The 23858-nt window shown below is 61.4% G+C and carries 21 protein-coding genes; 11 read left to right on the top strand and 10 right to left on the bottom strand.

Translation table 11 applies throughout. The features are described 5' to 3' along the window. Positions 1–166 precede the first annotated feature (166 nt). Together cydB and WI754_RS08040 are read right to left on the bottom strand one after the other, a co-directional pair. The gene (cydB, locus tag WI754_RS08035) at positions 167–1171 is read right to left on the bottom strand and encodes a cytochrome d ubiquinol oxidase subunit II (RefSeq protein ID WP_349437169.1); all 1005 of its coding nucleotides are present in this window, start codon (positions 1169–1171) and stop codon (positions 167–169) included. After that, complete coding sequence (locus WI754_RS08040) at positions 1161–2591, bottom strand: cytochrome ubiquinol oxidase subunit I (protein ID WP_349437170.1); 1431 nt, start codon at positions 2589–2591, stop codon at positions 1161–1163. Before WI754_RS08040 ends, cydB begins: the two co-directional genes overlap by 11 nt. Positions 2592–3034: 443 nt before the next feature. Between WI754_RS08040 and WI754_RS08045 the strand changes: the two genes are divergently transcribed. Continuing rightward, positions 3035–3601 (top strand): transglutaminase-like cysteine peptidase, encoded by a 567-nt coding sequence (locus tag WI754_RS08045; protein WP_349437171.1) that lies wholly within the window; start codon positions 3035–3037, stop codon positions 3599–3601. A 118-nt stretch (positions 3602–3719) separates the two neighbouring features. On the opposite strand, the gene WI754_RS08050 is transcribed toward WI754_RS08045, so the two are convergent. The 5 genes from WI754_RS08050 to WI754_RS08070 form a co-directional block, all read right to left on the bottom strand. Further along, on the bottom strand, positions 3720–4889 hold the full coding sequence (locus WI754_RS08050) for a M20 aminoacylase family protein (RefSeq protein WP_349437172.1): 1170 nt from the start codon (positions 4887–4889) through the stop codon (positions 3720–3722). Position 4890: 1 nt separating this feature from the next. Further along, the gene (locus WI754_RS08055) at positions 4891–5730 is read right to left on the bottom strand and encodes an ABC transporter permease (protein ID WP_349437173.1); all 840 of its coding nucleotides are present in this window, start codon (positions 5728–5730) and stop codon (positions 4891–4893) included. Beyond that, positions 5727–6452: an ABC transporter permease gene (locus WI754_RS08060; RefSeq protein ID WP_349437174.1), complete on the bottom strand. Its 726-nt coding sequence runs from the start codon at positions 6450–6452 to the stop codon at positions 5727–5729. The genes WI754_RS08055 and WI754_RS08060 overlap by 4 nt, the downstream gene beginning before the upstream one ends. Positions 6453–6618: 166 nt before the next feature. Beyond that, entirely contained in the window at positions 6619–7401 is a 783-nt protein-coding gene (locus tag WI754_RS08065) for a transporter substrate-binding domain-containing protein (RefSeq protein ID WP_349437175.1), read from the bottom strand. A gap of 18 nt (positions 7402–7419) precedes the next feature. Further along, positions 7420–8193 (bottom strand): ATP-binding cassette domain-containing protein, encoded by a 774-nt coding sequence (locus tag WI754_RS08070; protein ID WP_349437176.1) that lies wholly within the window; start codon positions 8191–8193, stop codon positions 7420–7422. A gap of 211 nt (positions 8194–8404) precedes the next feature. On the opposite strand from WI754_RS08070, the gene WI754_RS08075 reads away from it, so the two are divergent. From WI754_RS08075 to WI754_RS08120, 10 genes are all read left to right on the top strand, one after another. Beyond that, entirely contained in the window at positions 8405–9283 is an 879-nt protein-coding gene (locus WI754_RS08075) for an arginine deiminase family protein (RefSeq protein ID WP_112847758.1), read from the top strand. Further along, positions 9280–9945, top strand: coding sequence for a TetR family transcriptional regulator C-terminal domain-containing protein (locus WI754_RS08080; RefSeq protein WP_349437177.1), 666 nt, complete (start codon positions 9280–9282; stop codon positions 9943–9945). Before WI754_RS08075 ends, WI754_RS08080 begins: the two co-directional genes overlap by 4 nt. 19 nt (positions 9946–9964) lie before the next feature. Continuing rightward, on the top strand, positions 9965–11155 hold the full coding sequence (locus WI754_RS08085) for a pyridoxal phosphate-dependent aminotransferase (protein ID WP_349437179.1): 1191 nt from the start codon (positions 9965–9967) through the stop codon (positions 11153–11155). Then, positions 11152–12762 (top strand): 5-guanidino-2-oxopentanoate decarboxylase, encoded by a 1611-nt coding sequence (locus WI754_RS08090; protein WP_349437181.1) that lies wholly within the window; start codon positions 11152–11154, stop codon positions 12760–12762. Before WI754_RS08085 ends, WI754_RS08090 begins: the two co-directional genes overlap by 4 nt. A gap of 133 nt (positions 12763–12895) precedes the next feature. Further along, the gene (locus WI754_RS08095) at positions 12896–13324 is read left to right on the top strand and encodes a hypothetical protein (RefSeq protein ID WP_349437182.1); all 429 of its coding nucleotides are present in this window, start codon (positions 12896–12898) and stop codon (positions 13322–13324) included. 108 nt (positions 13325–13432) lie between these two features. Then, the gene (gene secD / locus WI754_RS08100) at positions 13433–15964 is read left to right on the top strand and encodes a protein translocase subunit SecD (protein ID WP_349437183.1); all 2532 of its coding nucleotides are present in this window, start codon (positions 13433–13435) and stop codon (positions 15962–15964) included. Between the two features lie 497 nt (positions 15965–16461). After that, complete coding sequence (locus WI754_RS08105) at positions 16462–16692, top strand: hypothetical protein (protein ID WP_349437184.1); 231 nt, start codon at positions 16462–16464, stop codon at positions 16690–16692. Positions 16693–16842: 150 nt separating this feature from the next. Next, positions 16843–17307 (top strand): Rrf2 family transcriptional regulator, encoded by a 465-nt coding sequence (locus WI754_RS08110; protein ID WP_037119857.1) that lies wholly within the window; start codon positions 16843–16845, stop codon positions 17305–17307. Positions 17308–17447: 140 nt separating this feature from the next. After that, positions 17448–18458 (top strand): KpsF/GutQ family sugar-phosphate isomerase, encoded by a 1011-nt coding sequence (locus WI754_RS08115; RefSeq protein WP_341488021.1) that lies wholly within the window; start codon positions 17448–17450, stop codon positions 18456–18458. Positions 18459–18583: 125 nt separating this feature from the next. Beyond that, entirely contained in the window at positions 18584–19915 is a 1332-nt protein-coding gene (locus WI754_RS08120) for a capsular polysaccharide biosynthesis protein (protein WP_349437185.1), read from the top strand. A 57-nt stretch (positions 19916–19972) separates the two neighbouring features. Here WI754_RS08120 and WI754_RS08125 read toward each other — a convergent pair whose 3' ends face one another. From WI754_RS08125 to WI754_RS08135, 3 genes are all read right to left on the bottom strand, one after another. Then, complete coding sequence (locus WI754_RS08125) at positions 19973–21268, bottom strand: capsular biosynthesis protein (RefSeq protein ID WP_349437186.1); 1296 nt, start codon at positions 21266–21268, stop codon at positions 19973–19975. A gap of 31 nt (positions 21269–21299) precedes the next feature. Then, positions 21300–22880 (bottom strand): LTA synthase family protein, encoded by a 1581-nt coding sequence (locus WI754_RS08130; protein WP_349437767.1) that lies wholly within the window; start codon positions 22878–22880, stop codon positions 21300–21302. Positions 22881–23008: 128 nt separating this feature from the next. After that, entirely contained in the window at positions 23009–23809 is an 801-nt protein-coding gene (locus WI754_RS08135) for an SDR family oxidoreductase (protein WP_349437187.1), read from the bottom strand. Positions 23810–23858: the final 49 nt, after the last annotated feature.

The following is a 23858-nucleotide window of genomic DNA, read 5'->3' on the forward strand; positions in this document are numbered from 1 at the left end:
TTTTCATGCACGTCGTCGTCCCATAATCGCTGCCCGTTTTTGGGCGACGTGCATTAGGCGCCGAGCGAGAGTTTGATGGCAAAGCCGACGATGGTGACGGTGGCGACGCCCAGCAGCCACAGACCGACGAACCACAGGAGTTTTTTTGGCAGGCTGTTCTCGGTCATCAGTGGTAACCCTCCTCGGGATCGACCTTTCCGCGGAAGACCCAATAGGCATAGACAGTGTAGATCAGGATGATCGGCACGAGTACGAGGGCGCCGACGAGCAGGAAGGAAAGGCTCGAATCGGGCGCCGCGGCATCCCAGATGGTGACCGACGGCGGCACCATGAAGGGATAGAAACTGATGCCGATGCCGGCATAACCGAGCACGAACAGGCCGAGCGCTGCGAGGAAGGGCTGTGCGTCACGCTTGCTGCGGATGCCTGTGAGCAGCAGGACGAAGCAGCCGAGAACAAGAATGGGGACGATGACGCTGAAGATGGCGGTCGGCCAGCCGAACCAGCGCTCCAGATATTGGGGTTTGAGGAACGGTGTCCAGAGGCTGACGATGCCCATGGCGGCGATGGTGGCAAAACAGGTGCGCAGCGCAATCTTGCGGGCTTTTTCGGCAAGCGCGCCGGTGGTCTTCATGATCAGCCAGGTCGAGCCGAGCAGAGCGTAGCCGATCAGGATGGCGAAGCCTGTAGCGATGGAAAATGGCGTTAGCCAGTCCCACCAACTGCCGGCATAGGCGCGGTTGACGACCGGAATGCCCTGAACCAGGGCGCCAAGCGCGATGCCTTGCGAGAAGGCCGCAAGCGCCGAGCCTCCGGCAAAGGCCCAGTTCCACAGGAATTCGCCGCGCTTGGTGCGCCAGCGATATTCGAAGGCGACGCCGCGGAAGATCAGGCCGAGTAGCATGGCGATGATCGGTGCGTAGAGCGCCGGCAGGATGATCGAATAGGCCAGCGGAAAGACGGCCAGCAGACCGCCGCCGCCGAGCACGAGCCAGGTCTCGTTGCCATCCCAGACGGGAGCGACGGAATTCATCATCACATCGCGGTCGCGCTTTTCCGGAAAGAACGGGAAGAGGATGCCGATGCCGAGATCGAAACCGTCGAGGATGACATAGGCGAGCACCGCAAAGGCGATGATGGCGGCCCAGATGAAGGGAAGATCAATGGCCATGATGTGTGCTCCCATGTGTGTGTCCGGCATGTGCACCGGCAGCGGGCCCGGGCATGATACCCGAGGTTCTGATCGGTCCTTCGTCGAGATCGGGCATCGGATCACGCGGGAGGCGCTTCATCAGCCGCAGGATGTAGAAGGTGCCGGCGCCGAAGACGAGGAAATAGACGATGATGAAGGCGATCAGTGAGGCGGCGACGGCGGGCGCCGCGATCGGCGAGACCGATTGGGCCGTCAGGAGTTGGCCGTAGACCGTATAGGGCTGGCGGCCGACCTCGGTGGTGATCCATCCGGCGAGCACCGCGACGAAGCCGGCAGGGCCCATCAATACGGCGGCGCGGTGCAGCCAGTCGCTGCTGTCGAGCGTGCCCCGGTACCGACACCAGAGGCTCCAAAGGCCGATGCCGAGCATGGCGAAACCGAGGCCGACCATGACGCGGAAGGACCAGAAGATCACGGCGACCGGCGGGTGCAGGTTGTCCGGGATGGTGTCGAGGCCGGCGAGCGGCGCATTCAGGTCGTGTTTCAGGATCAGGCTGGAGAGCTTCGGGATTTCGATCGCGTAGTCGACCCGCTTTTCCGCCGAATTGGGCAGGCCGAACAGGATCAGCGGAGCCCCGTCGGGATGGCTCTGGTAATGGCCTTCCATCGCCATGACCTTGGCGGGCTGATGTTCCAGGGTGTTGAGGCCATGCGCGTCGCCGGCAAGAATCTGGATCGGCGCGACGATCGTCGCCATCCACATGGCCATCGAGAACATGGTGCGCGAGCGGCGGGGTGCCGTGTTTTCCAAGAGGTGCCACGCCCCGACCGCGCCGACGACGAAGGCGGTGGTCAGGTAGGCGGCAAGCACCATATGGATGAGACGGTAGGGGAACGATGGATTGAAGATGACCTTCCACCAGTCGAGCGGGATGAATTGCCCCGCCTCGTTCATGCCGAAGCCGGCGGGCGTCTGCATCCACGAGTTCACCGCAAGAATCCAGGTGGCCGAGATCAGGGTTCCGAAAGCAACCATGAACGTTGCGAGGAAATGCAGCCTCGGGCCAACCCGGTGCAGGCCGAAGAGCATCACGCCGAGGAAGCCGGCTTCGAGGAAGAATGCCGTCAGCACCTCGTAGCCCATCAGCGGCCCGATGACCGGCCCTGCCTTGTCGGAAAAGACGCTCCAGTTGGTGCCGAACTGGTAGGACATGACGATGCCCGAGACGACGCCCATGCCGAAGGCGACCGCGAAGATCGTCTTCCAGAAATTGAACAGGTCCATGTAGACCTGATCCTTCTTCCACAGCCACAGCGCTTCGAGCACGGCGAGATAGCTCGCCAGGCCGATGGAGAAGGCAGGGAAGATGATGTGAAACGATACGGTGAAGGCAAACTGGATACGGGCGAGCAACGTCGCGTCAAAGCTCTCGAACACGGCACAATCCTTTCAAGGGTGGTCGCCGTCTCTTGGCCTCTCCGTCGCCATGGCGCTCGGCGCCTGAACCCTTGAGACATAATTTGCGGCAGAGGTGCGAAACGTCAATGACATCGCTGCAACCATAGTGTCACACTGCGACAATCTCTCACCTGTGGCATAGTTGCGTCCTGCCGCATGGCAATCACGACAGCGCGCATTTTCGTCAACTTGTCGCGGGTTTTGAATCGGATTTTCTTAAAAATGCGAATTGCGTAAAATTGTAGATATCGGTTTAAGCGGCCCGCAAACTGTCAAGGCTATGGTCTTCCCATCGGAGAACGAAACCTGCCAAACGGTTTCGCAGCATGATGCGCTTCCCCACCGCCCGGAATGAATCCGGCAGGCAAAACCGACGCTGTCCGGACAGGGGCAGACGAGCGGGACAAACCAGGGACAGGGCTATGTTGAAACGAATCTCCATTGCGATCGCCATGTCGATCAGTATCGCTGCCACGGCCACAGCGCCGTCGCAGGCCATGAGCATTTCCTCCGCCGCCCGCTCCATCAGCGCTTCCATGCCGGTTCGCAATGTCGAGTTCAGCGAGCGGGCAACGCTTTCCAACCGGCTTTTCTGCCTGCAATACGGCGATGAGTGCCGTACCTCGAGCCGCAACGTTGTCGCCTATACGAGCAAGCTGCGCACCGTGCTGGCTTCGGTCAACCGGACCGTCAACCGCGTCATGCCGGACATCCGGGCGCGCCGCGAATTCCTGTCGCTGAACCCGCTGCCGGGTGCTGGCGACGACCATGCGATGATGAAGCGCAGCCAGTTGATCCGCGCCGGCCTGCCTTCCGGCGCCCTGCGCGTCGCCAGCGTCACGACGCCGGAAGGCCGCAGCCATTCGGTGCTGATCGTAGTAACCTCGACCGGCGAGTTCGTTCTCGATCACCGCCAGCCAGCGGTGATGAAGCGCCGCGATGCGGGTTACAGCTTCGCCGCGCTTCGCTCGGTGCGCTTCGTCGATTGATCGGTGCCGCGCCGCGCGTCCAATTGGACGCGCAAAAGCAGCCGCAGCTTTGATCCTGATTTTGCCCAAGACTGTCCCGACTTGCCGCAGGAATGTCCCTTCCTGCGGCCTTTTCGTTTTACGGGCGCGCCAAATAGGCTTCCGCCAGTTCTGTCCAGAAGGCGGCGCCGATCGGCAGCAAGTCGTCGTTGAAATTGAAGGCGGGATGATGCAGCGGTTTCTCGCCGCCCGAGGTCGCCGAGCCGAGGAAGAAATAGGTGCCCGGTCTTTCCTGCAGCATGAAGGCAAAGTCCTCGCTACCCATGTAGGGGCGGGCGAGATCGACCACATTCTCCGCGCCGGCGAAACGCACGGCAAGATCGCGGACGAAATCGGTTTCTGCCTTGTGATTGATCGTGGCATCGTAGCTGCGCTGATAATCGACCGTCGCACTCATGCCGAAGCTTTCCGCCTGGTTTTCAGCGACGAGGCGGATGCGGCGCTCGAGTTCGTCGCGGACCTTCGGATCGAAAGAGCGGATGCCCACGACGATCTCGGCACGTTCGGGAATGATGTTGCTGGCCGAGCCGCTGTGGAACGAGCCGACGGTGATGACGGTCGGGTCCATCGGGTGGATGTTGCGGGAGATGATCGATTGCAGCACCATGACGATCGACGCGCCGCAGACGATCGGGTCGGCGGTTTCCTGTGGTTCGGCGCCGTGGCCGCCGCGGCCATGCACGGTGATCTTGCACTCATCGACGGCCGCCATGACCGGGCCCTCGCGGAAGGCGAACTGGCCGAAGGGCAGGCCGGGTTCGTTGTGAAGCGCAAAAACGGCGTCGCAAGGGAATTTGTCGAACAGGCCGTCGTCCATCATGATCTTGGCGCCGCCGAAATTCTCCTCGGCCGGCTGAAAGATGAGATGCACGGTGCCGTCAAAATTCTTGCGCTCGGCGATGGCGCGCGCGGCGCCGAGCAGCATGGTCGTGTGCCCGTCATGACCGCAAGCATGCATGAGGCCCGGGGTTTTCGAAGCATAGTCGAGGCCGGTTTCCTCGAAGATCGGCAGGGCATCCATATCGGCGCGAATGCCGATGGAGCGACCGCTGGTGCCATTCTTCAACGTGGCAACGAGACCGGTCTTGGCGAGGCCGCGCGTGACGGTGTAACCGAGACCCTCGAGACAGGTCGCGACGAAATTCGAGGTGCGAACTTCCTCCAGCCCCAGTTCCGGATGGGCATGGAGATCATGGCGAATGGCGACCAGTTCCGGCATGGAGTTGGCGAGGTTAACGTTCAAGGTCATGTCAGGCACCACGGGTTGGTATGCGGTTTTCAAGGTAGCGGAAGGCGACGACGAGGATGCCGGTGAGGCACATGTAGATCAGGGCCAAGAGCAGAAGCGGTTCATAGGTGATGTAGGTGTCTTGCCGCACTTTGGAGATAACGGCATAGACGTCGATGACCGTGATGGTAGCGACGAGCGGTGTGGCTTTCAACTGCAATACGGTCTCGCCGTTCAGTGTCGGCAGGGCGCGGTGGATGGCGCGCGGTAGCCAGATGCGGCGAAACAGCGTCCAGCGGCTCATGCCATAGGCGCGGGCAGCTTCGAGCTCTCCAGCGGGAACGCCGGTAAAGGCACCGCGCATGACTTCGCCCTCGTAGGCCGCAAACGAGATCGTCAGTGCGGCGACGCCATAGGGCCAGGATTCCCGTAAGTACGGCCAGAGGAAGGAATGGCGGATCGCCGGAAACTGCGGGAACACCGAGCCGAGGCCATAATAGAGAAGCCAGAGCTGCAGGAGCAGGGGCGTGCCGCGGATGATTGTGCAGAAGCCGCTGGCCAGCGCCTTCAACGGCCAGGGGCCGGTCACCTGCACGAGCCCGAGCGGCACGGCCAGCAGGAAGCCGAGGATCGAGGTGCTGAACAGCATGGCGAGGGTGACGATAATTCCATAGCCGAGCCGCGGCAGATATTGCGGCAGCCAGTCCCAGCGCATGAACCATGCGACGCAGAAGACGAGGGCTGCGGCAATGAGGAGAAGCACGATGCGGTGCGGCTTGAAGAAGCTGCCGGCGGTCGGCAGGTCTTCCGGCAGGATCGCCATGGCATGGGTGGTGACATCGGGAGGCGTGGTATCGGTCATGACTGCTCCACGAAACCACGCCGGGAATGACGCTCGATGATTTTTATGAAGAAGTTCGAGACGAGCGTCAGCGCCAGATAAAGTGCGCCGGCGGCGCAGAAGAACAGGATGTACGCCTTGGTCGCGCCGGCCGCCTGCCGGGTGACCAGCGTCAGCTCGGAGAAGCCGACGACCGCGAGTAGGGCTGTGTCCTTGGTGGCGATCAGCCAGAGATTGGAAAGGCCGGGGATCGCATAGGGCAGCATGGCGGGTAGGGTGACGCGGGTCATGACCTTGAATGGCGACATGCCATAGGCCCGGGCGGCCTCGATCTGTCCGGCAGGCACGGCCTTGATGGCACCGCGCAGGACCTCGGTGGAATAGGCGCCCTGGACGACGCCTATGACGAAGATGCCGGCGGCGAGGCCGCTGATATCGACAGTGCCGATGCCGATCAGGCCCAGCAATTGGTTGAGAGCGTCGGTGCCGGCGTAATAAAGCAGAAGGATGAGGACAAGCTCGGGAACTGCCCGCACGATCGTCGTATAGCATTCCATCAGGTCGCGCAGGATCGGGCCGCCGTAGAGCTTCCCGAACGCGCCGCCGACGCCGAGCAGAAGGCCAAAGGCATAGCCGCCGATGGCGATCTGGATCGAATTCAGCAGGCCGTGCAGCAGCACGCCGCCCCAGCCGGGCGGTTCGAGCGCGAGAAGACCCCAGTTTATGAACGAATCGGCTGCCATTGACCTCAATCTTCGCGCACGTGTTTGCCCCTCACCCTAACCCTCTCCCCACAGGCGGGGATAGGGGATGTCGGAGTTTGCCGCTTGTCCTTCTCCCCGTTCACGGGGAGAAGGTGCCCGGCAGGGCGGATGAGGGGCCAGCGTAAACCGCCCTCATCGCATCCTGTCACTCGCCGTAAATATTGAAGTCGAAATATTTCTTCGAGAAGGTATCGTAGGTGCCATTTTCGCGGATCGCCTTGATCGCGGCGTTGAGCTTGGCCTTCAGCTCGTCCTCACCCTTGCGCAGGCCGATGCCGACACCGGCGCCGAGGATGGCCGGGTCGTCCTTGACGTTGCCCTTCATCTCGCAGCAGTCCTGGCCCTGGTCGCTCTTCAGGAAGGCATCGAGCGCGATCGCGTCGGCCTGCACGGCATCGATGCGTCCGGCGGCGAGGTCGTTGTTGGCTTCGTCCTGCGTCTGGTATTCCTTCACGGTCGCGCCGTTCTCGCCGAAATACTTGTTGGCGTAGTCCTGATGGACGGTCGAGACCTGGACGCCGATCGTCTTGCCCTTCAGGCCCTCCGGCGTGGCGTCGAAGGCTTCGCCTTTCGGCCCGATGATGCCGGTCGGGGTGTTGTAATATTTGACGGAGAAATCGATTGTCTTCAGACGCTCCTCGGTGATCGACATCGAGCCGATGATGATGTCGATCTTCTTCGAGGTGAGCGCCGGAATGATGCCGTCCCAGGCGACGGGCGTGATCACGCAGTCGAGCTTGGCCCCGGCACAGACGGCCTTCTGGAATTCCACTTCCCAGCCTTCCCAGTTGCCGGAGGCGTCCGGCGACGTGAAGGGCGGATAAGGCTCGGCGGCAAAGCCGACCTTGACAGGTTCGGCCGAAGCGGCACCCGCGGCAGCGATGCCGAGAGCGAGCGACAATGCGATGGTCTTGAGCGTCTTCTTCATGCTGTTTCCCTTTTTGTTTTAGTGGATGGAGCTGATGAACTTTTTCAGGCGGTCGGATTTCGGCGCGCCGAAGATCTCGTCCGGCGATCCCTGTTCCTCAATGACGCCATCGGCCAGAAAGACGATGTGGTTGGCGACATTGCGTGCGAACTTCATTTCATGGGTGACGAGGATCATCGTGCGCTTCTCCCTCGCAAGGTCGCCGATGACGGTCAGCACTTCGCCGACAAGCTGCGGATCGAGCGCCGAGGTAGGCTCGTCGAACAGCATGACCAACGGCTGAATCGCCAAGGCACGGGCGATCGCTGCGCGCTGCTGCTGACCGCCGGAGAGGAAGGCGGGATAGGCGTCGCGCTTCTCGAACAGGCCGACGCGGCGCAGCAGTGCTTCGCCGGTGGCGATCGCCTCGTCCTTCGACTTGCCGAGCACGTGGATCGGAACCTCGATGACGTTCTGGAGGATGGTCATGTGCTGCCAGAGATTGAAGCTCTGGAAGACCATGCCGAGCTGGGTGCGCAGCCGCTGGACCTGTTTGCGGTCCGACGGCATGAGGCCGCCATGGCCGTCCTTCTTCATGGCGATGGTTTCGCCATGAATCGTCACCGAGCCGGATGTCGGCAATTCGAGCATGTTGATACACCGCAGGAAGGTCGACTTGCCCGAACCGCTGCCGCCGATGATGGCGATGACGTCGCCTTCGTTAGCCGTCAGTGAAACGCCCTTGAGCACCTCGAGCGGCCCGAAACGTTTGTGGAGGTTTGTAACCGCAATCGCCTGGGCTGGTTTCGTCATGAAAAATCTGCCCCGATGAGGCAGAGAGCCGGTATCGAACGCATGAAAACAGTTCCCCTGATTTTCTTTTCGTGCGGCATTTTTGCCTGTCACGCTGTTCCATGAAGGCCATCGTGGCACTTGTGCGGAAATTATTCAACCGTATAATAACGCCGACGCTGCATTTTCCGGCAGCCCCGCCACATGATCAAATTTCCAACAGGAGTAGACGATGACGGCTTATGGTTCGCAGGAGATGTCGGCCAATCTGATGCGTGTCTTGATGCGCCGGCCGGGTGCGAGCCTTGCCTCGGCCGATCCCGCGAAGTGGCACTACGGCCCGACTTTCGACGGCGAGAAGGCGGTGCGCCAGTATCATGAATTCGCAAGCTTGGTGGAAAAGTCCGGTGCTGAAATCCTCTGGCTGGAGGACAAGGGCGACGGGCTTGCGGACGCGATGTTCACCCATGATCCGTCGCTGATGTCGGACCATGGCGCCATCCTCCTGCGCATGGGCAAGCCGCTGCGCGAAAAGGAAACGGCGCTGCACGAGGCAGCCTACAAGAAGGCCGGCATCCCGATCCTCGGCCGCATCGAATCCCCTGGCACGGTCGAAGGCGGCGACTGCATCTGGCTCGATGCCGAGACGCTGATCGTCGGCCGCGGCGTGCGCACCAACGAGGAGGGCATCGCCCAGCTCTCGGAAATACTCGAGCCGCTCGGTATCACCGTGCTCGGCTACGACCTGCCACTCTGGCACGGCGAGGAAGCCTGCCTGCATCTGATGTCGGTGATGAGCCCGCTGTCGCGCGATCTGGCGCTGGTCTTTGCACCGCTCCTGCCGGCATCCTTCTACCAGCTGCTAAAGGAATGGGGCATCACCCTGATCGAGGCGCCGGCCGACGAATTCCATGCCAGCAACGGGCTGAGCCTCAACGTGCTGCCGGTCCGGCCGAACGAGGTGATCATGGTTGCGGGTTTCCCCAAGACCAAGGCTGCGATGGAAGCGGCCGGCTGCAAGGTGGAGACCTTCGAGGCTGACGCGCTCTGCATCGCCTGCGAGGGTGGGCCGACCTGCCTGACCCGGCCGGTTCTCAGGCGGGCGGCATGAACCGTCGGACGTTCCATCGTGCGCCGGAGGGAGAGCGGCGGCAGGAACTGATCCAGGCGACGCTCGATACGATCGCCGCGCTTGGCCTGAGAGGCGCGACTGTCCGCGCGATCGCCATCCGGGCAGGGGTGACGGCGGGGTTGGTCCGGCACTATTTTGATTCAAAGGATCAGATGGTGGCTGAGGCCTATCGCTTCATGCTGACGACATTCGCGGCCAAGGCGGCGGACATCGGCGGTGATCCGAGAAGGCGGCTGAGAAAGTTCATTACGCTCAATCTCACCGCGCCGGTCGCCGACAGCCGCAGCTTGTCGCTGTGGGCCTCCTTCATCAGCCAGGTGCGGGTGGACTCCGAACTGGCCGCGATCCACCGCGAAGGCTATCTCGGCTTTCGCAACGACCTGCAGGGGCTGATCCGCGATTTTCTCGTTGCGGAGAGCCGGCCCGCCAGTGAAGCGGTTTGCCGTCGCCATGCGATTGCCATCAACGGCATGATAGACGGGTTGTGGCTGGAGGGGTGCCTTGCGGGCGAGCTGTTCGAGGAGGCGGAATTGGTGGCCATCGCGCTGTCGTCGGTCGAGGCGCTGCTCGGGCTGCCGCTCGGGCGGGATGAAGAGGCAGGTACCGCGCTGGAAAGCGCCAGCGACGTTACAACAGCTTGATTTAGGGCAGGAGACAGCCATGCGTTATTCATCGATCACCGACCGTCTGGCCGATCTCGGCTCGGAAAAATGGGCGCTGCATATCCGCGCGCGGCAGATGCAGGCGAGCGGAACCAATATCATTCAGCTGACCATCGGCGAGCCCGACATGCCGCCGGATGCTTCGCTGCTCGCTGAGGCGCAGCGGGCGATGAATGCCGGGCGCTATCGCTACTCCAACGGCCGCGGCGAGCCATCGGTGGTCAAGGCGCTGACGGCGCGCTATGCCAAGCGCCGGCCGGACGTGACGGCGGAAAACGTGCTGTGCTTTCCGGGCACGCAGACCGCGCTGTTTGCCGTGATGCTCGGTCTCGTTGAAGCCGGCGACGGGGTGCTGGTCGGTGATCCCCTCTATGCCACCTATGACGGCGTCATCCAATCGACCGGGGCGCACCGCGTGACAGTGCCGCTGAAGCCCGAGCATGGTTTCCACATGCAGGCGGCCGATCTCGAGAGAGCGGTGACGCCGGCCTGCCGGGTGCTGCTGCTGAATACGCCACACAATCCGACAGGCGCCGTGCTGACAGCTGCGGAGATTGCCGCCATCGGTGATGTCTGTCGCCGGCACGATCTCTGGATCGTCTGCGACGAGGTCTATGAGGAACTGATCCTCAGTGGTACGTTTGCCTCGCCCTTCGACAATCCGGACCTTGCCGAACGGACGATCGTCGTTTCGTCGATTTCCAAATCGCACGCCGCACCGGGTTTCCGCAGCGGCTGGGCCGTCGGACCGGTGGAATTCGCCAGCCGGCTGCTGCCGGTGTCCGAAACCATGCTGTTCGGTGTGCAGCCCTTCATTGCCGACATGACGGCCTATGCGCTGACCCATGAGATCGGCACGGCTGCCGCCATGCGCGCCTCCTACAAGGCGCGGGCCGACCGGATCGTGCAGGGGCTTGCGAACGTGCCGGGGCTGGTGCCGCTGCCGCCGGAAGCCGGGATGTTCATCTTGATCGACGTGGCGGGCACCGGCCTGACGGGCGAAGCCTTCGCCTGGAGGCTGCTCGAGGAGGAGCACGTCGCGGTCATGCCGGGCGCGTCCTTTGGTGAAGAGGCAACCTACTTCGTCCGCGTCAGTCTGACGGTACCGGACGCTGCGATCGACGAGGCCTGCGGGCGAATGACAAAGCTGGCGATCCGGCTTCTTGCACCCAAGGAGCGTCGCGCATGACTGAAACGACGAAGACCGTCGGCGAGGTGCTGGTCGATCTGCTCGAAGCCAATGGTGTCGAAGTCGTTTTTGGCATTCCGGGCGTGCACACCGTCGAGCTCTATCGCGGCCTTGCCGCCTCGAAGATCCGCCACGTGACGCCGCGCCATGAGCAGGGTGCGGGCTTCATGGCAGACGGTTATGCGCGTGTGAGCGGCAAGCCGGGCGTTGCCCTGGTTATTACCGGACCGGGGCTTACCAACACGATTACGGCGATGGCGCAGGCCCGGCAGGATTCCATCCCGATGCTGGTCGTCTCCGGCGTCAACCGGCGGGATTCGCTCGGCCATGGCCGCGGCCTGCTGCACGAACTGCCCGACCAGCACGGCATGATCAAGACGCTGGCGCTCTATTCGCAGACGCTGCTCAATCCGGCCGACCTCGCGTCCGTCGTCGAGCGCGCCTTTGCCATCCTCACCTCCGGCAGGCCGGGGCCGGTGCATATCGAAATCCCGACCGACGTGATGAGCGCGAAGATAGCGCCACCCGTCCTGCGCAAGGCCACCGCGACACGGCCGCGCGCCGATGCCGAGACCCTGCAGAAGGCGGCTATTCTCTGCGGCGATGCGCAGCGCCCTGTCATCATCTGCGGCGGCGGTGCGATCACGGCCGAGGCGGAGATAACGGAACTGGCCGAGCGCATCGGCGCGCCAGTGGTCATGACCGTCAATGCGCGCGGCATGCTGGCGGGCCATCCGCTGCGGGTGCCGGCGAGCCCGAGCCTGAAGGCCGTGCGGTCGCTGATTTCCGACGCGGATCTGGTGATCGCGCTCGGCACCGAAATGGGCCAGACCGACTACGACATGTATGCCGATGGCGGATTTCCGATCCTCGGCAACCTGATCCGGACCGATATCGACGCCGCGCAGCTCGCTCGAGGCCCGCATGCGGCGCTATCGATCCTGTCAGGCGCCAAGGCCGCGACCGCTGGCATGTTGGTGTTCCTGACTGCGAGGCCCGCCGTCAGGGGCAAGGAGCGGGCAGCGGCAACACGCAAGGCGGTGCTGGCCGGGCTGACGGCAAAGATGCGCGCGGAGATCGCCGTCATCGACGCCATCTATCAAGCCCTGCCAGATTGCACGATCGTCGGGGATTCGACACAGGCCGTCTACGCCGGCAATCTCTATTGCGATGCGCCGCGCGCCAAATCCTGGTTCAATTCAGCGACCGGGTTTGGCGCGCTCGGTTATGCGCCGCCTGCGTCTGTTGGCGCCGCCGTGGCTGATCCGGAAAAGCCCGTCATCTGTCTCGTCGGTGATGGCGGCATCCAGTTTTCGCTGGCTGAACTCGGTTCGGCGGCGGATGCCGGTGCCAATGTGATCTTCCTCGTCTGGAACAATGACGGTTATCAGGAAATCGAAAGCTACATGGTCGAGGCGGGGGTCACACCGGAAGGCGTCAAGCCATCGGCTCCCGATTTCCTGCTCGCGGCCGGGGCCTATGGCGTGCCCGCCGTGCGGCTTTCCAAGGCTGGCGATCTTGCCGCGGCACTGGTTGAGGCTCGCAAACGCGGCGGTCCGTCGTTGATCGAAATTCATCAGACGCGAACGGCGGGTGTAACTGCGTGAGGATGTTCAATCGCGGCACCGGGTGGTAAGATTTGACTTTGGCCACGTCTGGTGGTTTTTAAGCCCGCTTGCGCGCTGAATCGGCGCGCAGTCCGGCGATTTGCAGTGAAAACTGCCGCCAACGGGAAGGACGATGTCCTTGATGGGCATGAACGGCAACAGGATCGATCGCAGCCAGGCAGGCAAGCTTTTTGCCGTGCTCTGGATTCTGGCGGCCGCGCTTGCCATGCAATTCGTCGCCTCGGCACAGATCTTCTCATCGCGCTTTTCCGCGCAGCAGAGCACCGGCAATTTCTCGATTCCCGAAAGCGGCACCTCCGACACGACGCTGTCGCGGCATGTGGTTCGTGCTTTTCCCGTTGCCGATCTTCGCTTCATGGCGGATCGAACGGACGGCAAGGCTTCGCCCGGCGGGCCGGGGCCGTTTGCCCTGCCCGCACCGGTCTTCGTTGCGGCCGCCGCTTACGGCAGCATGCCCGCCGTCGCTTTTTCGCACGCTGCGATAACAGCGACGCAGGGTAACGCGACCCGCGTTCGCGGACCCCCGGCGTTCAGCGCCTGATTGCTGCCCCCGCGGGCAGTTTGCGCGTCAGCGCGTCTTTACTTTTTATGCATCCCCCTGTTGTCCTGGGCCTTGCCGGAGGGACGCGGTCTATAATGGAAACTCAACATGCGCACTTCGAAATGGGCCGTTTTGGCCTATGTCGCGATTACCCTCTTCGGGATCCTCGCGGCGCTTCCAAACGTTTTGCCGGTGGCTGTGCAACAGCAATACGCCGCCCTCCTGCCGGTCAAGCCGGTTACGCTCGGTCTTGACCTCAAGGGCGGCTCGCATCTGGTCCTCGAAGTCGATGCGGCCGGCCTGCGCAAGGCGCGGCTGAATACGCTGCTCGACGATATCCGCGGCGCGCTTCGCACTGAGCGCGTGCCGACCTCTTCGGCCCGCATTGCCGGTGACTCAATCGCAGTCAAGATCACCGATCAGGCCGATCGTGAAAAGGTTCTGCCGAAGATTCAGGAATTGGCAGCGCCCGTCGGCGCGCTCGGTTTCGGCGCGGCAAGCTCCGATATCGAAGTCGCTACGGCCGACGATACGATCACGGTGAAACTGACGGAGGCCGGCCTCAGCGAACGGATGACCGCCGCCGTCGATCAGAGCCTCGAGATCATCCGTCGGCGCGTCGACCAGGTCGGTGTTGCCGAACCGCTGATCCAGCGCGTCGGCTCTGACCGTATTCTCGTCCAGCTGCCCGGCCTGCAGGACCCGACCCGTCTGCGCCAGCTTCTCGGCTCGACAGCGCAGATGAGCTTCCACATGGTCGATACCTCGGTCGATCCGAACACGACGACACCGCCGCGCGGTGTGGATATCCTGCCGGGTGCCAATGACGGTGCCAAATATGCGGTCGAAAGCCGCGTGGCGATTTCCGGCGAACGTCTCGCCGACGCCAAGGCTGGTTTCAACCAGCAGACCAACGAACCGATCGTTTCCTTTACCTTCGACAGTCAGGGTGCGCGCCAGTTCGCCGAAATCACCCGCGACAATGTCGGCCTGCCTTTCGCGATCGTGCTTGACGGCAAGGTCCTGACGGCGCCGCGTATCAACGAACCGATCCCGGGCGGCCAGGGCCAGATCAGCGGTAACTTCACCGCCCAGGAAGCAACTGTTCTCTCGGCTCTCTTGCGCTCCGGCGCTCTGCCGGCACCGCTCACCATCATTGAAGAACGCTCCGTCGGCCCGAACCTCGGCTCGGATTCGATTCGCATGGGTATCTATACCGGTCTCGCCGGTTTCGCCCTCGTCGTCTCGCTCATGGTCATGCTCTACGGTGCTTGGGGCATGATCGCCAATGTCGGTCTGCTGCTCCACACCATTCTGACGATCGGCGTGCTCGGCATGCTTGGTTCGACGCTGACGCTGCCAGGTATCGCCGGTATCATCCTTGGTATCGGTATGGCAGTCGACGCCAACATCCTGATCAACGCCCGTATCCGAGAGGAAACGGAAGGTGGAGCAGGGGCGATGAAGGCGCTCGACATCGGCTTCAACAAGGCCTATGCGACCATCATCGACAGTAACGTCACGACGCTTTCGGGTACCATCCTGCTCTTCATGTTCGGCACCGGCCCGGTTCGCGGCTTTGCCGTCACCATGATGCTCGGCATCGTCATCTCGATGTTCACGTCGGTGACCGTCGTCCGCCTCCTGATGCGCGAAGTCGTCGTGCGCCGGAAGATGAAGAAACTCGAGATTCCGTCGCTGTTCGGCGGCGTGCCGCATCTGCCGAAGATTTCCTTCATGAAGGGCCGCTATGTCGCCATCGGCATGTCGGCCTTCCTGTCGGTCAGCTCGGTCGTCCTGTTCTTCACGCCAGGCCTCAACTACGGCATCGACTTCTCCGGTGGTATCCAGGTGGAAACCACGTCGAAGAGCAAGCTGGAGCTGGCAACCCTGCGCCACGAGCTCGAAGGGCTCAATATCGGCGAAGTGGCCCTGCAGGAATTCGGCCAGGGACAATCGGTCCTGATCCGCGTCCAGCGTCAGCCGGGCGGCGAGCAGGAGCAGACGGTTGCGCTCAACAAGATCAAGGATACGGTCGCCAAGGTCGTGCCGGATGCAAGCTTTGAGCGCACCGAAGTCGTCGGCCCAACGATCTCGGCGGAACTGGCCCGCTCGGGCTTCCTTGCCGTCGCGCTCGCGATGCTGGCGATCCTGCTCTACATCTGGTGGCGGTTCGAATGGCACTTTGCCGTCGGCGCCATCGCGGTGCTCTTGCTCGACATCACCAAGACGATCGGCTTCTTCGCGCTGACCGGTATCGATTTCAACCTGACGGCCATCGCCGCCCTTTTGACGATGATCGGCTATTCGGTGAACGACAAGGTCGTGGTCTACGACCGCATGCGTGAAAACCTGCGCAAGTACAAGTCGATGCCGTTCGCCGACCTGATCGACATGTCGATCAACCAGGTGATTGCGCGATGCATCTTCACCTCGATGGCGACGGCGCTGTCACTGGTGCCAATGGCGATCTGGGGCGGCGACGCCGTCAAGAGCTTTGCCTGGCCGATGATCTTCGGCGTGATCGTCGCCACGACCTCGTCGATCTATATCGGCGGCCCGATCCTGCTCTTCCTCAGCCGCTGGTGGAAGGATCGCGAAGCGACCCGCGCCCCGGCGGTCGAGACTTCGAAGAGTTGATCGCTGTTAACATGGAAAAATCGAAAGGGCGGCCTCGGCTGCCCTTTTTTTGTCCCATCGATGGCCTACATAGTCTCCACGAATGGACGGGAGAAATGCTCCAAGGTTAGATTTTCATTCTTCGATGCCGCAGTTTTCGAACATGATCTGCTGCGTTTGACGGGAATGGCGAACGAAAGAGTATTATTTTCCACGAGGCACCAATTTTAATTGACTAAATTGGTGGTCTATTCTAGTTTGTGACCATCCGCTGACGGTTGAACCGAAGCGGCATCTGTAACTTGCCCGGAAAACACGCCGACCGGGTCCTAGCCGAAGGAGAGAGCCATGTTTGCCAATGACCACATCGCCGCCTTCCAAGGCACGCGTTCCTATTGTCGCGCAATGAAAGACCTCTGCATTCGCCCTCTCTGGCGAATGTGAATCCAAGCAGTCCTTCTTTGAATTTGTGCACGATTTTGAATGATCCGCGCTCGACGCGGAAGGAGCGTTATTCCATGAACAAGCAGGTTATAGAGTTTGGCGGAGAAGCCGTGGGTGTCGTGGTTCCGGATGCGGGCCGGTTGAAGTTCGTCGCGGTGAAGTACCATGTCTGGGATCTGGATTCGCGGCACTTCCGCTCGGCCGACGAAGCGAGGGCTGCGGTCCGCAGTCTGATGGCTTCGCAGAGGGGGCGGCAACCCGTGTCGCAGTCTCCCGCGATATCGGGCGCTTATGCCGTCGCGTAGGTGATAAATCTGCGCGAAATCCGCAGTTTGGCCATCTTTTCACTAAATCGGTATATTGGCACGGCTTCTCATGTGATATGCCGGGTATATGATGGCAATCAGCAGACAGGCGCCGTTTTTAGTGCCTGTTTGTGAACAGAGCGAACGGCGATGCTGACGAAAAAGGGAAAATACGGATTGAAGGCTCTGGTCGATTTGGCCCGGCTCGATCCGGGCGAGACCGCTTTCATTACCGAAATTGCAAGCCGCAACAATATTCCGAAAAAGTTCCTCGACACCATTCTTCTGGAACTCAGGAACGCTGGCATCCTGCGCTCGAAGAAGGGTCCGGGCGGCGGTTACTCCCTGTCGCGTCCGGCGTCGGAAATCCGCATCGGTCAGGTCGTGCGCACGCTGGACGGGCCGCTGGCGCCGATCCGCTGTGCCAGTCGCACGGCCTATGAAGTCTGCGACGACTGTAACGATCCCGATACCTGCGAGGTTCGCCGATCGATGACGACGGTCCGCGATGCCGTTGCCGATATTCTCGACACGATGACGCTGGAAGATTTTGTCAGCAATCCGGGTCAACCGATTCTCCCGGAAGATGAACTCGTCGCGAAGCGTGCAAGCTGAGGCTGAAAGGCTGTATTTTTCGGTTTCCCGCTGTATTCTGCCGAAGCTGCGGGAAAAAGGCTTCATTTGGCCAATTTGATTTGATCTGAGGGCGCTCTCGATATAACCGAATGCTACTTTTCAGTCTTGGAGCGTTAATGATGGGTCTCAGGCAAGTTGACGTGAATACCCCGAAGGAACGCGCTGTCGCCGAATCGATCGGCCGTTCCATTGCCACAGCCGTCGATGGTATCAATGCGCTTGCCGCCCACTTCACTGCCGACCAGGCCCTGTCGCGCAGTCTCGTCGATGCCGTTGAATTGATCGCCCGCCGCAACGGCCGCGTCGTTGTTTCCGGGGTCGGGAAAAGCGGGCATATCGGCCGCAAGATCGCCGCGACCATGGCTTCTACCGGAACCTCGGCTTATTTCGTGCATCCGACGGAGGCAAGCCACGGTGATCTCGGCATGATCACGTCGGAAGACCTGCTCATTCTCCTTTCCTGGTCGGGCGAGACCGTCGAGCTTGGCAACATGCTGACCTATGCCAAGCGGTTCAACGTTCCAATTATTTCGGTGACATCCAATTGCGAGAGCCTGCTGGCGCGCAATTCCAGCGTCGCCATCACCCTGCCGAAGGTGCAGGAAGCCTGCCCGCACGGGTTGGCGCCGACGACATCGGCTATGCTGCAACTCGCCGTCGGCGATGCGCTGGCAATCGCGCTTCTCGAGCGCCGTGGCTTTTCGGCCCAGGACTTCAAGACGTTTCATCCGGGCGGCAAACTGGGCTCGCAGCTGCTTCTGGTGCAGGAGCTTGCGCACGCGGGTGAGGCGATCCCCCTCTTGCCGCTCGGCAGTCCCATGGGCGACGCGGTCATCCAGATGTCGTCCAAGGGGTTTGGTGTCGTTGGCATTACCGACGAAGCCGGAAAATTGGTCGGCGTCATCACAGACGGAGATTTGCGCCGCCACATGTCGCGTGATCTGCTGCTCGAAACGGTCGACGCGGTCATGTCTCACAATCCGCGGGTCATCCAGGGCAGCGTTCTGGCCAGTGCAGCGATGGAATTCATGCAGGCGCAGAAGGTCACTGTCTTGTTTTTGATCGATGACCTTGGGGTCCCGAGCGGCATATTGAACGTCCACGACCTGCTCCGCGCGGGCGTTGCATAAGCAGCGCGAAGGCCAAAGCGGAACACGCGCTGGCCTCAAGTTGTTTCGGGAAACGGCAATGCGACTTGATGGCGGGCGGTTCTTGACAGGTGGAACGGGGAAACCGGCTTTGCGAGCGCATATCCATGTCTGAACGGTATCAATCCTCCCCTTCTGGACTGGGCGGCCGGGCAAATGGTCAGCTGCCGGAGGCATCGATTGCCCCGCGTGATGCAATTCCCACATTTGCCTTCCACATCTATGGCTGGAAGCGGGCCATTTTCCAGCGCTATTTCCCGGATCGCAGCTTCACTTTCGTTCCCCTGTACGCGCGGGAGAACGAATTCCAGAAGGAGTGGACGGCACGGATCCTGCAGGCGGACAATCCTCAGATCTTCGTCTGGAGCCTGCAAGCGCCGGACGGATTGCGGACCTTTGCGGAAGTACACGGCATCCCGGTGTTTTACATAGAGGACGGGTTCATTCGTTCTGTTAAGGCCAATGCCAGCCGGACGCCACCGCTGTCTTTGGCGCTCGATGCGGGAACAGCCTATTTCGACTGCCGAACGCCGTCAGATCTGGAGCGGTTGCTCGCCACCTACGACTTCGACGGCTCTCCCGACCTTTTGCGGCGTGCAGCGGCGGGCATTCGTTTTCTGCTGGAAACGGGCGTCAGCAAGTACAATAGCGGGACGAAAACGGATATCGAGAACCTTTATGGTCCAAAGTCCGGCAAGCGAGTGCTGGTGATCGGCCAGGTCGAGGACGATGCCTCTATCCAGTACGGCTGCCTGCCGCCGGTGACCAATAACGACCTCGTTCGTCTCGCAGCGCAGGAAAATCCCGGCGCCCAGATTATCTACAAGCCGCATCCAGACATCCTGAACCGTGTTCGTCTTGCGCAATCGGATCCGGAAGATGTGCGGCATCTCTGTGACATCCTTACCCAGCCCTTGGGCATGGCGCAGGCCTTCGAAACAATCGACCATGTCTATACGATCACCTCGCTCGCCGGCTTCGAGGCACTGTTGCGCGGGATCAAGGTCACCGCATACGGATGTCCATTTTACGCCGGCTGGGGGCTGACGGACGATCGCCAGCCTAATCCGCGCCGCGGACGGCCCCTTTCGATCGAGGCATTGTTTGCCGCCGCCTATCTTCTCTATCCGCGCTACTTCGACCCCAATACGGGCAGGGAGGTTTCCTTTGAGGAAACGGTCGACGGGATTCTGCGCTATTTTTCCACTGGGGAGGGCCTTGAAGCGCCGCGCTCTTCCGGCCCACGGTGGCGGCCCTGGGGGCCTTACGGTATTCTTGGTTGGCGTCATTTGATAACGCCGCTCGTGTCACCGGTGATCGCCAGGATCGGCCACAGCCGCGATGTGCAGAATTATCGGGACGATCCGATCCTGTTCTTTCGGGAGCTTTCAAATCCAAAATTCAGATTGGTCGGGCGAATTTTGTACCCCTTCGATTGACGACCGGCAGGGCTCTGCGATCCGCCTGAAGGCGCGATATTCGCGTTATCGAGCCGGTCAGCGACGGCGAAGGGTAATCTTCTCCGGCTTTTTTCTCGGTGGTGGATCGATGAACGCGCCGGGCTGGTTGACTGACCGATTGTGCAGCCGTTCGGCAATCGCTGACGCGCCGGCGTCCGTGCCGTCGCCTGAATAGAAATTTCCACGCACCTGGATCGTCGCAGCAAGCAGGCGAAAAAACGCAGCCCGCAGGCGGGCTTCCGGCGGCTTGGGAGCGCCCCAGAATTGATCGATTGGCGCTTGGTCGCTGAGCCCGGCGATATCGAATACGGCGGCACCCAGCACTTTCACAGGCTTCCCAAGCTGCAAGGCATGCAGGCCGACGGTGGAATTGACCGTAACCGTGCCCAGAGCTCTTTCCAGCAGTGCATTCAGATCGCCGCCGTCGAGCACGTGAACGCGCTCCCCGACCTTGAGCTTGGCCGCCAGATCGGCGACTTGCTTTCGCCAGTTGATGAGGCCGTTATCAAGTGGATGTATCTTGACGATGAGTTGCGTATCGCGCGCTGCATGGCGAGCGAAGGATGTCAGGATCTGGCTGATGGCCTCGCGTTGGTCGTTGTAAGGCGAATGCGCGCGCAATTGAAAATCGGTTTGCAACTGCAGAGGGTACACAAAAAAGGGAGCCCCGCCACCAAGGAAACGATCGACAAGCTGGCTGGCCGCCCTGTCCCTCCGGCCGCTGCCCGCCAGACGCACCACCCAGCCGGCATATTCCGCAAGCGGATGGAAGAGGGCGTGGCGACGATAATGCGGAAAGAGGAAACACAGGAAAACGTTCGGCAGATTGTAGAGAAGGTCATAGGTCGCTTCGGCAAGGAAGCTCTGCGTATAGTGCCGTTTCCAATCCGGTTCGGGCAGGGTGCGGGCCGCATCGACGATCTGCTGTGGATCGGCCGGGAAATGCGAATTGGATGACATGCCACCACGTTCAAGGGTCAGCCAGTCAGGGCGCAGGTAGCCCATCTCGATGACCGAAACCGCAATGTTGCGATCCTTTGCCGCCGCGATCGCAAGCTGATGGTATGGACGCTCCTCGCCCAGCAGAACCAGGTCCGTGACCGCGTGGCGGTCCATGAACAAACCAGCATGGGCACGCCAAGCTTCACCGCCGCGGCCCCGGTAGTTGTGGGCGCCCTTGCGCCGCCAGAAGACCTGGTCGCCGGGATTGAGGTTGATGCGGAAGCAGCGATGCCCTCTTGCTTCCAGCCGCGCCGCGATCTTCGCGAAGATCGGCGATGATGGCCCTTGCAGGAAGAGGAAGACACGTGTCGATGACTGTTGTGAAACCATCGTCAGCGACTTTCAACACAGGACGTCGACACTACCGCAACTCATCTTTCTGCAGGTTGGCATGCCTGAGCAACGCCTCCAGCAATTTCCAAGGCTCTTCGTTGCGTGGATAGGTCGGGGCGTGATGCGGCTTGCGGGCGGAAGCCAGCGGCACGATAAAATAGTCAGTGCGAGGATCGGGAAAGGGATCGGCGAAAGATTTGAGCAGCGGTGCATGGTCGCCGTAAAAGAGCAGCCATACCGGCCGGTCGAGCTTGTTCAGGTGATCCACCAATTGGCCGAGCGCCTTGTCCGACTGCTGCAGGATCTCAAGATAGATTTCGACGGGATCGGTCTTCTCCGCGACGCGGTTGGGCTCCCACGGTCCGTGGTTGGCCATCGATGCAACGAAGAGGAAGCTGCCCTTGGCGTCCGCCTGTTTTTCGACATCTTTGATGACTTTGCGTGTCAGCGCCGCGTCGGAGACATAGGGGCCGTCTCGGGTCGGATCATGATCGAACTCGTCGAGCATGGTCATCTTCTCGAAGCCAAGCTGCGGCATGGCCTTGTGGCGAAGGAAGAATGTCCGGTCATAGGGATGCATGAAATGCGTTCCCCAGCCGGCGTTCTTCAGTTTCGTCGGCCAGACGACATTCGCATAGTGGCTCGCCCGCAAATAGGGGTAGCTGGCATCGATGTGAAGATCGTCGGGCACGAGCCCGCTGAGGACGGCGAACTCCGTTCGCAGCGTATACCCACCTTCGAAAACGGTCGCGAGGCGGCCCCACTGCACGGCGAGCTTCTGTAGGCGGTCGATCGTCGGCAACTTGACGTGATCAACGCCGCAATGCCGCATGTCGATGAAGGATTCCGACTGCCAGACGACGATGAGCGGCGCCTTGTTGTCGGCGTCATGACCGATCAGATCCTGGACGGCCGCAAAGAAACGTTCGGAAAGGTCGGCAATGATCTTTTCGCGCCGGCGGCCGAGCCAGATGATGAAATGAAAAACCACCGAAGCGAAGGTGCCGAAGCGGACGGTGCTGACCTTGACGTTCGGCTTGCCGACGAGATGCTGGACGAAGTCCGCGACCGGCCGGTTAACGGGGCCGTAGAACAAAAGGATCCAGGGCAGATCGGCCACGAGGATCATGACGATGACCCAGAAGAGCTTACTGTTAGACGGCAGGATGCTCGGCTCGAAATACATATAGAGGGCAGAGACGCCGAACACATAGAGGAAGGCGACCGTCCAGAAGACGATGTTCAGCGAGTTTGCATAGAAGATCGACTTGTATTTGAAGACATCTGCAACCAGCGCTATGTCGGAAAACACCAGGGGCTCGCGAATGAACTTGTACTTCGCGCGCGATATACCGGTGAAGATGACGAAGAAGCTCATGGCGCCCGCGCCGGCATAAAGCGGGCGCCAGGAAATCGCGAAGAACCCCGCAAAGACCAGGGCAATGATCGGAAGCCGCGCGAGGATATCCATTGCCGCGCGCCTGCGGCTGAGGGGCGGCCGGCTCTTCTTGCGCTGGCGTTTGGGCAGCGCAAATCTGTCGGTGAACACGATGACAGCGCAGGTCAAGGCGTAGCAGAAAACAGTCAGCGTTAGCGGATAGTCATGCATGTGGAACGACGTCAACGCCAAACGGGTACCTTCACGATCTATAACTCGCCGCCGGCCAAGCCTGTACCGCCGCGACAGAGCGACACTTAAATCCTATTTCCGGCATATACAAGCAGACTTGTCGTTGTTCACCGACCGCGGCTGATGCGCAGGATAGCGCGGTCGAACCACCAGTTGAGGAAGGGCTTCACCGTCGAGCCGAAGCGGCCGAGAGCCCAGAGCGTCCAGCCGAAGAACACCTCGAAATCACCCCTGTCGATAGCGCGAGCGATGCGACCCGCCACTGCATCGGACGACCATGGCGCGACGCGCCCCATGATCACGGCCGCCTCAGGCGGGCGGTGCTCCAGCTCGCGGGTGAACTGCGGCGTTTCGGTATCCGGCGGGAAACAGACGGAGATTTTTACGCCATGCGGCTTGGCTTCCGAGCGAAGAGCCTCGGCAAAGCCATGCAGGGCGAATTTCGAGGCGGAATAGGCGGCATAGCCGAAGATGCCGATCAGGCCGGCGCCGGAGGAAACCAGCATGATCCGGCCGGCGCGGCGCTGCTTCATGCCGGCATAGACCACGCGCACCGCATGGATGCTACCGAACAGATTGGTCCGGAGCTGGCGTTCGAAGGCGACCGTCGAGACCAGTTCGAACAGGCCCGGTTCGACGATGCCCGCGCAGGTGATCAGGATGTCGCAGGGCCCGAAGGCTTCCTCGCACCGCGTGATTGCCGCCGCGGTCTGGCCTTCGTCGGCGACATCTGCACTTTCGATGCGGATTGCGTCAGCGTTGCCGCTCTTGGTGAGTTCGGCGTGAACCGCCTCAAGGGCAGGTAGTGTTCGCGCGAGAAGGGATATCCGCGCTCCCTTGGATGCGTAAATCCGGGCTAGTGCCAGACCGATCCCGCTTGAGCCGCCTGTAATGATCACATGAGTCATGCTGCAAGATCGGCCCGATTCATTGAGGTAGCGTGCCTGTTCTGAGCCG

Source organism: Pararhizobium sp. A13 (assembly GCF_040126305.1).
Lineage (GTDB): Bacteria > Pseudomonadota > Alphaproteobacteria > Rhizobiales > Rhizobiaceae > Pararhizobium.